The sequence below is a fragment of the Pseudoalteromonas sp. TAB23 genome (genome assembly GCF_000498075.1).
Lineage (GTDB): Bacteria > Pseudomonadota > Gammaproteobacteria > Enterobacterales > Alteromonadaceae > Pseudoalteromonas > Pseudoalteromonas arctica.
In genome coordinates this window covers 1-10,382 of record NZ_AUTP01000022.1, presented here as the reverse complement: position 1 = coordinate 10,382, position 10,382 = coordinate 1, and the positions used below count along the sequence as shown (strand labels likewise).

Below are 10,382 nucleotides of genomic sequence, written 5' to 3'. Positions count from 1 at the left end.
CTCGCCTCTAACTGCGCTCATATTATTGTACTTCTCTATTGTGTGACGGCGGTGACAATCTACTGGAAATGTTAAAAAATAAAAAGTGCTTATTTGCTGATCTAGCACAATTTAATAAGTAAAGTGTGTGTTATAACCATCGATTTTAATTGTTGTTATCGAGTCGTTTAAAATAACGAGTTGATTTTGTTTAATAATTGTTAATTACAGTCTGTAACTATTGCTTTACGAATTATGATGCTGTGCAATAGTGAGAGTAAAACACGCACCACCTAGCTGGGTACTTTTACTTACTTTAACACTGCCATGATGCCAGTCGGCTACTTTTTCAACAATAGCTAGACCAAGGCCGTAACTTTTATCAGCTCTGTTACGGTGATCTTCTTCCCTAAAAAATGGGCTAAATACATTACTAAAATTTTCTCGAGCGATACCCGGGCCGTCATCTTCTACCGTTATTATAAGCTGTTGCTCGTGTAACTTTGCGCTTAGGTAAATATGTTGGCTTGCAAAATCACATGCGTTAGTTAATAAGTTAGTAATTGCGCGAGCAAGCCAGTGAAGATCTGCATTTATTATTTTATCTGTACTATTGAGCTGTACGTTAAGCATTTGCATTTCAAGTTTTGGTGCAAGTTGAACTAAAATATCTTCAAGGTAGGACTTAATGTTTGTTGATGAATAGGTCAGCTTATTAGCATTTTGCTCTAAAGTAGCAAAAGCTAAATAGCTACTAAGCATCGATTCCATATGGTCTAAATCATTTTCCATACGGGTTAAATACTGTTTTACTTTTTGCTCATCATGGCTATCTAATGCCGCATCTAAACCAAATCGCAGGCACGCGATAGGGGTGCGTATATCATGAGATAAACTTGAAGCCATTAGTTTATTTTCAGCGACAAGTTTCTCTATTTGGCTGGCCATGCGGTTAAAGGTAAGCTCTACGTCTTTTATGTAAGTAAAATGCGATACTTTTATTCGGGCTTGAACATTACCAGAGGCAAACTTTTTAGCGGCTTCATTTAACACGGTTAATCGTTTAGCTAAGGGCGCAATAATAAACCCCATAAATACACATAAGCCTGCGTAAAAGAGTAAGGTTAATATAATGTCGTTATGTTGCTCGCTATCAAAAATTTTATCTAAACGCATTGATAAGTGAAAAGGATTTAAAACAGCGCTGCTATAAAGCATATAAAAGCCTTGCTGATCTTCTAAAATCAGCCCACCCGGCGTATGCATTTGTAATAATAAAGAAGGCGGTAAAGCAAGTGATTCATTAGGTTTGTAATCAATTAAAACATCAAATTCTAGCGCCAGTTGTTTTACATAATCGCTGCGCTCAGATGTGGGTATGTTAGCTAATTGCTTGCTAAAACCCATAATCATTTTACTTTGCTGACTAAATTCATCCTGTGGGGTATGTGCTTGTTGACTAAAAGCATCAATAAGCCAGCCCAATACCACAATAGATAAAAGTGCACTGCCTAAAAGCGATATATAAAACTTTTTCATTTATTTATTCATCACTTTATTACCACGCAGTAGAAACAAGTAAATATCCACGGCCCCAAATAGTTTTAATTTTTTCAGGGTTTTGTGGATCATCATTAAACTTTTTACGAAGTGCAGAAATAAGTACATCAACACTTCTATCAAGCCCATCGTATTCTCTGCCTTTGGTTGCTTTAAATACAGCGTCACGCGAGACCACTTGGCCTGCATTGCTCGCAAGGTAATGAAGCAGTAAATACTCAGCACTTGATATGTTTACGTCTTGCTTGTTGAGTTTTACATTTCTAGATTCGGTATCAATACTAAGCGTACCAACATTAATAACACTCTCGTTAACGTGTGGGGTATTTGGCTCATTGTTTTGGCGAAGGGCTGCTTTTATACGCGCTAGCAATGCACGAGGGCGCACAGGTTTCATTATGTAGTCGCTTGCACCTACTTCTAGACCAATGACCTCATCCATTTCTTCATCGCGTGCGGTGAGCATTATGATGGGCGAATTATAAAAACTACGAAGTTCTCTACACACGCTTATACCATCTTGCCCTGGAAGCATAATATCAAGGAGCACGATATTTGGATTTAACGTTTTGACTTGGCTAATTACTTCGTCACCTCTGTGACAAACATGCGTTGTGTAGCCTTGCTCTGTTAAGTATTCAGCAACCCATTGAGCAAGTGATACATCGTCTTCAACGAGTAAAATAGTGCCATAGTTATCCATGAAAATATCCTTAATGCGATTGGTATTAAAATAGTCGCCAGCGGCGCTTTTTTTGCCTGTTTTGATATACCCATTGAAGCTTTACTTCGGCAATACTAATTATTTTAGAGGTATTGCTGTCAAATAGTTCAAATGAAATACTTTGCTGTGAATCAAATGCATAATTAAAGGTACCGCTCTGTTGCTTGAGCCAACATTGCATTATGTACTTTGAGGTGGCGTCACGTAGGCAGTAATTACCAATGATAGGTTGCTCCCACGTTAGCGTTACGTCAGCATAGCAATTTCGCCCTTCGCGCAATGCAACGCAGGTATCGGGAACTGCTATGAGTGCTTCAGGAGGTTCCTGAGCTTTAACAGTAAAAGTACTGGGGAAGATCAGTAATACACAGATCCATCTAAAATACATAACGTAGGCCTACCTTGGCTTTGTGTTGATATCCTTGGGAAATAATTGGACTGTCGTCAATCTCTTTTGAAAACCATGTGGTAAGCCAGCCGGATAAAAACACCCAATCTTGGCTTATTGGGTACTCAGCATGGAACTCAAAAATAATACTAGTACTGGCATTGCTGCTATAAACCGGGCGAAGGCTGGTGGCTTCATCGCTATCAATACCAAAGTAATAATTGGTAAAGTCAGCAGAGTAGGCGCTTAAACCAACACCAGATCTAAACTCCCAGTTTCGCCATGGTAAAATGTGACTAAAAAAGCTGTTTATAACCCAGCCATTGTGCGCGCCAGATACATCATGAAGGTATTCAAAAGAGAATTGAGAATTTTCAAATCGACGAGAAAGTCGAAGGCCGACGTCAAAGTCGTAATTACGTTTTTTTATACCTTGGAGTTCTTTTATAACACCATGGTTATAAAATCCGAGGCCTTTTTCGTCAAATCCAGCTTGAGTATTTGTGCCTAATATATCTAGGCCCCAATCAAATTTATCTATAAGACTGTAGCCTATTACAAGGCCGCCACTGAGTTGATTGTGATCGAAATCAAGGTAAAATTTATCGTAGGAAACAGCAAGACTTAAGTCGAGCTCAACGCCTTTATCGTAAGACTCAATGCCGACAAGGTAAGAATCTTCAATATAAAAGCCCGCACCAGCACTCCAATCCCACGCAAAGCCTTGGGTTGGCTCTAACGTATTATCTGCATAATAGCGGTTACTTGCCATACTCGACGTGCTAAAAATGCAGCAAAAAAGCAGTGTTATGCTCAGTAAAGTATGGTTAAGCAAAGCGTTTCTCATCCCTTAGGGCCTAATTATTATTTGTTATTAAGCGTAGTATATTGTTAATTCGTTCCTTTAATCTGTAAAAAAATGTAGTAAGTATAAAATTTACTGAACTTTAATTTTATCGATTAATATACTGCTCAAGTAAAACTGCATCATAGGTGTTAATGCACTTACTTCTGTTCTGTTACATGGACCGCTAAGTTTGGTGAGGCTAGATAGTTTTGACAATGTTTTGTACTGAGGGATTTGAATATCTTTGCCAAGTCTTTCAATACGGGCCTCGTCAGTGTTTTGCTGATGAATAAAAGCGACAACCTCAAGCTCATTTGTGATTTTTTGCTCTTCGGTGAAATTGTAAATTAGTGGTTCACGATGAAAACTTGCGCTGTCGATTGAAGATTTAGCAAACCAAACAACATCACCCGATGACTTGTGCGTGAGACGCATACTAACTTGTGCAAATATTGCAGCGCACTGCTGTGTTGGGTATTGCTGGGCAACATTTGAATATAAAGTAAATGGCTTCTCTGGTTGCTTTATTGCGTACTTAGTATCGTCTGTGAAAGTTAAATCGAGTTGCTGAATAGTCAGTGTGTAGTCACTGTTATTTTTAGTTGTTACTTTTAGTTGTTTATCGTTCAGTGCTTGGCTAATTTGCGATAGAAGTTTATCGGTTACGCTTGCCTTATCGGTAATGATTTTTACTGTTTGGTTTCTAACTACTTTATGTGCAGGAAGTTGAACCGATTTAACTTTTGGAGATGAGTGCTCTGTAGTGTACTCAAGTTGATAGGTCTGACTTTTTAATGTTGGCTTTAATGGCATAGCCAGTGGTTCGGCCGGTTGCTTTGTAATAGCACAACCAGTTGTTAATAAAATAAAAAGTGACACAACTAAAAAACGCATAAGTACTAAACACTCGCTTAAAACCAAATAATCGTCGTATTGTACGTTAGTCCAAACAAAACTTCATGATATTATCTGCGCAGATGTAGTTAAAAAGATAAAATTTATAAAAAATGAAGTATCTCAACTCTTTATTGTATTGCCTATCTGCTTTGTGTTTGCTGTTTAGTTCTGTGGGTTTTGCAGCAAAAGCGGATCCTGATTGGGATGCATTTGTAAAAAAGTACGGCCGTTACGCACAAAAAAAATTAAAAAGTAAAGGTATACCCGGTGCAGCGCTTTCGATTGTAAATATAAACAATTCAGATTACATCCACACCATGGGCGTAACTAAATCACGAAATGGACAAAAAGTTAATAAGCATACTCGGTTTAGACTCGCGTCTGTTTCGAAGACATTTGCAGGCTCGTTATCAGCTAAATTGGCTGCTAACGGCCTACTGGAATTAGATAAGCCTGTTAGCGAATACATAACTGATTTTAAAGGGACTGTTTATCAAGATGATTTAAAGGTGTTTCATCTTTTAAGCCATTCAAGTGGATTAGTTCCTAATGCATACGACAATTTAATTGAATCTCGTATGGATTACCCAGGTATTGTTGAAAAGCTGCTTAGCGTCAAACCAATTTGCAAACCCGGCGAATGTTATGGCTATCAAAACGTTATGTTTAGTCTTATAGGCGATGTGATATTACAAAGCACCGAAAAAAGTTACGGACAGTGGTTACGAGAAGCTATTTTTGAGCCATTAAAAATGAGTGATGCGAGCTTAGGTTTTGAATCTATGGTTCAGGATGAAAATTACGCATTACCACACGTGCGCGGTAAAAAACGTTGGTATAGCGCTAAGCTTAAAAAAAATTATTATAAAGTGGGACCTGCAGCGGGTGTAAACGCGAGTGCAAGTGACATGGCCATTTGGTTAAAAGCCCAGCTAGGGCATTACCCTGATATTTTGTCATTGGATACTCTAGCAAAACAAACACGCCCTTATACACATACAAAAAAAGAAATGCATCGCAGGGTGTGGAAAAAACACCTTAATGAAGCTTATTATGGGTTAGGTTGGCGCGTTTATAACTATGCTGATGAAACACTTTACTATCATAGTGGCTGGGTGCAAGGTTATAGAAGTGATGTGGTTGTATTTCCTCACTTAAATATTGGTTTTAGCTTAATAGTTAATGCTGAAACCGGCGTAATCAATGAGCTAACGACTGAATTTATCGACAGGCTACTAGAATACAAACGAGGTAAAAAAATATGAATAATAAAATAATATTAGCAATCACTTTTTTAGTCATGTTATTTAATTGTAGTTTAGTGTTTGCAGCACCTGATGAGATATATTTGTTTCGTCATAGCGAAAAGCTAACGGGTAAAAATCCAGCGCTCTCAGAGGTGGGAAAGGCACGTGCAAATAATTTAGTTACTTTTTTCAAAGAGTATCAAAATATACATATTTTCAGCAGCAACTATAAACGCACGTTACAAACAGCGGCCCCTTTGCAGGCATATTTTAATACCGACGTAAATGTGTATAACGCAGATGAGCTAAGTGATTTAAAAAATGAGTTACTAAAACTAAAAGGTGTAGTTGTTGTTATTGGGCACAGTAATACAACACCGCAACTAGCCGAGCTACTTTCGAATGAAAAAGTGCCAGCAATGAGTGAAACACAATTTACTCAGTACTTTATATTGAATAAGAAGCCCAGTAGTAATGGTAGTGAATATGATGTAACCCATCATAAAATGAGTTTTTGATTTAAAACGTTAAATAATAAAAAACCAGCATTAAGCTGGTTTTTTCAATTTAAACGCACTAAATCCTTTAACAGGAATAATTAGTTACGCGGTAAATGTATTTTTTTCTCAACGCTTTGACGATAAAGCACAATAGTGTGACCTATCGTTTGTAGCTTAGTCGCACCAGTTTCACGTACGATTGCTTCAAAAATTAGTGCTTTTGTTTCACGATCGTCAGTTGGAACTTTAACTTTGATTAATTCGTGAATTTCTAATGCACTTTGAATTTCTACTACTACGCCTTCGGTTAAACCGTTAGAACCTAGTAAAACTACAGGCTTAAGGCTATGTGCCTGACCTTTTAAAAACTGCTTTTGTTTGTTTGATAATGTCATGTTTATACAAATTTTGCTGAATATGGCTTGAATTAAGGGTATTCTAACGCCATCTAGAGAATATTACTAATTAGTTGCGTGTTAATTTATGACAAATAAAAAACAGTCAGCCAGTTCACAGCGATGGCTGAAAGAACATTTTGATGATAAATATGTTCAAGAAGCGCAAAAAAAAGGCTGGCGTTCCCGAGCGGTTTTTAAATTAGATGAAGTACAAAATAGAGATAAAATACTTCGTCCAGGTATGACAGTTGTTGATTTAGGGGCGGCTCCAGGAAGTTGGTCTCAATATTTGGCTGAAAAAGTAGGTGACAAAGGCCAAGTGATCGCGTGTGATATATTACCGATGGATTCACTTGCGGGTGTTGACTTCTTACAAGGTGACTTTCGTGAGGAGGCTGTATTAAATGCGTTGTTAAAACGTATTGATGGTAAAAATGTTGATGTGGTACTCTCTGACATGGCACCAAATATGAGTGGTAATAACTCAGTAGATCAAGCGGGTAGTATGTATTTGGTAGAACTTGCGCTGGATATGTGTAGTCAAGTACTAAAGAAAAATGGCGCATTTATTGTTAAAGTTTTCCAAGGAGAAGGCTTTGATCAATACTTGCAAGATGTACGTAATAGTTTTAAAGCAGTGAAAATACGCAAACCTGATGCCTCACGTGCCCGTTCTCGGGAAGTATATATAGTAGCGACTGGATACAAACTGTAGTACAGTTGCTTGGCGTTTAGTTGAATTTAAATTAATTGGATACAAGAGGTTAACCCCTTGAGCGATATGGCGAAAAATTTAATACTATGGCTGGTGATTGCAGTTGTGCTGATGTCAGTCTTTCAGAGCTTTAATGGCGGCGAGCAAGTTGATCGTCAAACAAGTTACACTCAATTTGTAAAAGATGTCCGCAGTGGCTCTTTACAAGAAGTTATTATCGACCGCGGTACAGGAAATATTACTGGTACTAAGAGCAGTGGTGAGCGTTTTCAAACAACGATGCCAATGTACGATGAAGACTTAATAAATGATTTACTTAAAAATGATGTAAATGTGAAGGGTGTACAACCTGAAGAACAATCATTCTTAGCAAGTATATTTATCTCTTGGTTCCCGATGATACTGCTTATAGGTGTATGGATATTCTTCATGCGTCAAATGCAAGGCGGCGGCGGTAAAGGCGCTATGTCATTTGGTAAGAGTAAAGCTCGCTTAATGAGTGAAGATCAAATTAAAACAACGTTTGCTGATGTTGCAGGTTGTGATGAAGCGAAAGAAGATGTTACTGAGCTGGTAGACTTTTTACGAGATCCTTCTAAGTTTCAAAAACTTGGCGGTAGTATTCCTAAAGGTGTACTAATGGTTGGTCCTCCAGGTACCGGTAAAACGTTACTTGCGAAGGCTGTTGCTGGTGAAGCTAAAGTGCCATTTTTTACAATTTCTGGTTCAGATTTTGTTGAAATGTTTGTGGGTGTTGGTGCGTCACGTGTACGTGACATGTTTGAGCAAGCTAAAAAAGCGGCGCCTTGTATTATCTTTATAGATGAGATTGACGCTGTTGGTCGTAAACGTGGTGCTGGTATGGGCGGCGGTAACGACGAACGTGAGCAAACACTTAACCAAATGCTAGTAGAAATGGATGGTTTTGGTGGTAACGAAGGTATTATCGTCATCGCAGCAACTAACCGACCAGATGTACTAGACCCTGCATTACTTCGCCCAGGTCGTTTTGACCGTCAAGTTGAAGTAGGTTTACCTGATATTCGTGGTCGTGAGCAAATACTTAAAGTACACATGCGTAAAGTGCCATTAGGCGATAACGTAGAAGCGGCTCTTATAGCACGTGGTACTCCAGGTTTCTCTGGCGCGGATTTAGCAAACTTAGTAAACGAAGCTGCACTTTATGCAGCGCGTGGTAATAAACGTGTTGTAAGTATGGCTGAATTTGACGCTGCTAAAGATAAAATCATGATGGGCGCAGAGCGCAAGACCATGGTGATGAGCGAGCAAGAAAAAGCAATGACAGCGTACCATGAAGCTGGCCATGCAATTGTTGGTCGTATGGTGCCAGAACATGATCCAGTTTATAAAGTATCTATTATTCCACGTGGCCGTGCGCTGGGTGTAACAATGTACTTGCCTGAGCAAGATCGTGTTAGTCATTCAAAAGAGCTTTTAGAATCAATGATTTCTAGCCTTTATGGTGGCCGTATTGCTGAAGCGCTTATTTACGGCGCAGATAAAGTAACAACGGGTGCAAGTAATGACATTGAACGAGCTACAGATATAGCGCGTAAAATGGTTACACATTGGGGTTTAAGTGAAAAACTAGGTCCGTTACTTTATGCTGAAGATCAGAACGAAATGTATATGGGTGGTGGCGGTAGTCGTTCATCTAGCATGTCGGACGACACGGCAAAAGTAATTGATGCAGAGGTTCGATTACTTTCAGATCGTAACTATCAAAGAGCAGAAGAAATATTAAAAGAAAATATTGATATTCTTCACTCAATGAAAGATGCGTTAATGAAATACGAAACTATTGATGCTAAGCAAATTGATGATTTAATGGCACGCCAACCAGTACGTGAACCGCGTGATGCACATGACCGTCATGAAGCTAAACCGGTAAAAGCGGAAGAACCTCAAGAACCAGTTGCTGATGAAAGTCAAAAGACTGATGATTCATCAAAAAAAGATGAAACAAACCTTGATGACAAAGCTGAATAATCGTTAAAATAGTAATGAAAGCCCCGAACTTCGGGGCTTTTTTGTATCAGCTATTTAGAAAAAGAATAAAGGTTGGCAATGACTAACATATTAAAGCTTCCGAGAGGGCGTACGCTTAATCTTGAAAAGCCCGTTATTATGGGAATATTAAATGTAACGCCGGATTCATTTTCTGATGGTGGGCAGTTTTTAGATCCCAAAATAGCGCTAAAACGCGCAATGCAATTATTAGATGACGGTGCGACAATTTTAGATATAGGGGGAGAATCTACTCGCCCAGGCGCGCCAGATGTTAGCTTAGAAGATGAACTTGCTCGAGTAATCCCCGCTATTAAAGCGATACGTCAGCACAGTGATTGCGTTATTTCAATTGATACTAGTAAAGCGCAAGTAATGGAACAAGCAATACTTGCAGGGGCAGATATAGTCAATGATGTTAGATCTTTGCAAGAAATAGACGCCTTAGAAACGGTTGCGCAGTATGAAGATGTAGCAATTTGTTTAATGCATATGCAAGGGCAGCCCCGCAGCATGCAATCGGCACCTCATTACGATAATTTGTTTGCAGATATAAATATGTTTTTTAGTGAACGTATTAAAGCATGTGAAACAGCTGGGATTAAGTTTGAACGACTTATTCTAGACCCAGGTTTTGGATTTGGAAAAACGCTTAGCCATAATTATCAAATATTGGCTAAGTTTGACGATTTTAATAAATTAGGTTTGCCATTATTGGCCGGATTATCTCGTAAATCGATGATAGGTAATTTATTAAACAGAGATACAAATGAACGGTTAGCGGGCAGCTTAGCGGGTGCGTTAATCGCAGCGCAAAATGGCGCAAAAATTATTCGTGTACATGACGTAAAAGAAACCGCAGATGTACTTGGTGTATATCAAGCCTGCGAACAAGGAATTTCACAATGAAAGAAAGAAAATATTTTGGCACCGATGGCGTGCGTGGACTTGTAGGCGCTGCCCCAATAAACCCAGAGTTTGCAATGAAGCTAGGCTGGGCCGCTGGGCGTGTATTATCGCAAAGTGGTACTAAAAAAGTAATTATTGGTAAAGATACGCGTATTTCGGGCTACATGCTTGAAACCGCACTTGAGGCTGG

General features: G+C 38.8%; 11 protein-coding genes and 1 pseudogene. 6 read left to right on the top strand and 6 right to left on the bottom strand.

Going from position 1 to position 10,382, the window contains the following annotated elements:
• Positions 1-225 precede the first annotated feature (225 nt).
• From L654_RS0100365 to L654_RS0100345, 5 genes are all read right to left on the bottom strand, one after another.
• The gene (locus tag L654_RS0100365; RefSeq protein ID WP_007586613.1) at positions 226-1,518 is read right to left on the bottom strand and encodes an ATP-binding protein; all 1,293 of its coding nucleotides are present in this window, start codon (positions 1,516-1,518) and stop codon (positions 226-228) included.
• 19 nt (positions 1,519-1,537) lie between these two features.
• Complete coding sequence (locus tag L654_RS0100360) at positions 1,538-2,242, bottom strand: response regulator transcription factor (RefSeq protein ID WP_024590954.1); 705 nt, start codon at positions 2,240-2,242, stop codon at positions 1,538-1,540.
• A gap of 25 nt (positions 2,243-2,267) precedes the next feature.
• On the bottom strand, positions 2,268-2,651 hold the full coding sequence (locus tag L654_RS0100355) for a DUF3019 domain-containing protein (RefSeq protein ID WP_007586617.1): 384 nt from the start codon (positions 2,649-2,651) through the stop codon (positions 2,268-2,270).
• Positions 2,641-3,423: a MipA/OmpV family protein gene (locus tag L654_RS0100350; RefSeq protein WP_007586620.1), complete on the bottom strand. Its 783-nt coding sequence runs from the start codon at positions 3,421-3,423 to the stop codon at positions 2,641-2,643. Before L654_RS0100350 ends, L654_RS0100355 begins: the two co-directional genes overlap by 11 nt.
• Before the next feature lie 165 nt (positions 3,424-3,588).
• Positions 3,589-4,392 carry a hypothetical protein gene (locus tag L654_RS0100345; RefSeq protein WP_024606927.1) on the bottom strand — a complete coding sequence of 268 codons (804 nt, stop codon included), beginning with the start codon at positions 4,390-4,392 and terminating at the stop codon, positions 3,589-3,591.
• Positions 4,393-4,505: 113 nt separating this feature from the next.
• Here L654_RS0100345 and L654_RS0100340 point away from each other — a divergent pair, with 113 nt between their 5' ends.
• A complete protein-coding gene (locus L654_RS0100340; RefSeq protein WP_024606926.1) occupies positions 4,506-5,660 on the top strand; it encodes a serine hydrolase domain-containing protein in 1,155 nt (384 codons plus the stop codon).
• Positions 5,657-6,160 (top strand): histidine phosphatase family protein, encoded by a 504-nt coding sequence (locus L654_RS0100335; protein WP_024606925.1) that lies wholly within the window; start codon positions 5,657-5,659, stop codon positions 6,158-6,160. The genes L654_RS0100340 and L654_RS0100335 overlap by 4 nt, the downstream gene beginning before the upstream one ends.
• Before the next feature lie 80 nt (positions 6,161-6,240).
• Here the strand turns inward: L654_RS0100335 and yhbY are convergent, their stop codons facing one another.
• Positions 6,241-6,537, bottom strand: a complete 297-nt coding sequence (gene yhbY / locus L654_RS0100330; protein ID WP_002963153.1) for a ribosome assembly RNA-binding protein YhbY — start codon at positions 6,535-6,537, stop codon at positions 6,241-6,243.
• Positions 6,538-6,625: 88 nt separating this feature from the next.
• Between yhbY and rlmE the strand changes: the two genes are divergently transcribed.
• From rlmE to glmM, 4 genes and pseudogenes are all read left to right on the top strand, one after another.
• Positions 6,626-7,255: a 23S rRNA (uridine(2552)-2'-O)-methyltransferase RlmE gene (rlmE, locus tag L654_RS0100325; RefSeq protein ID WP_007586629.1), complete on the top strand. Its 630-nt coding sequence runs from the start codon at positions 6,626-6,628 to the stop codon at positions 7,253-7,255.
• A gap of 66 nt (positions 7,256-7,321) precedes the next feature.
• The gene (ftsH, locus tag L654_RS0100320; RefSeq protein WP_032827068.1) at positions 7,322-9,265 is read left to right on the top strand and encodes an ATP-dependent zinc metalloprotease FtsH; all 1,944 of its coding nucleotides are present in this window, start codon (positions 7,322-7,324) and stop codon (positions 9,263-9,265) included.
• A gap of 78 nt (positions 9,266-9,343) precedes the next feature.
• A complete protein-coding gene (gene folP, locus L654_RS0100315; protein ID WP_024606924.1) occupies positions 9,344-10,192 on the top strand; it encodes a dihydropteroate synthase in 849 nt (282 codons plus the stop codon).
• A pseudogene (gene glmM, locus L654_RS01000000125285) lies at positions 10,189-10,382 on the top strand (phosphoglucosamine mutase); the annotation flags it as partial. The gene folP and the pseudogene glmM, both read left to right, overlap by 4 nt.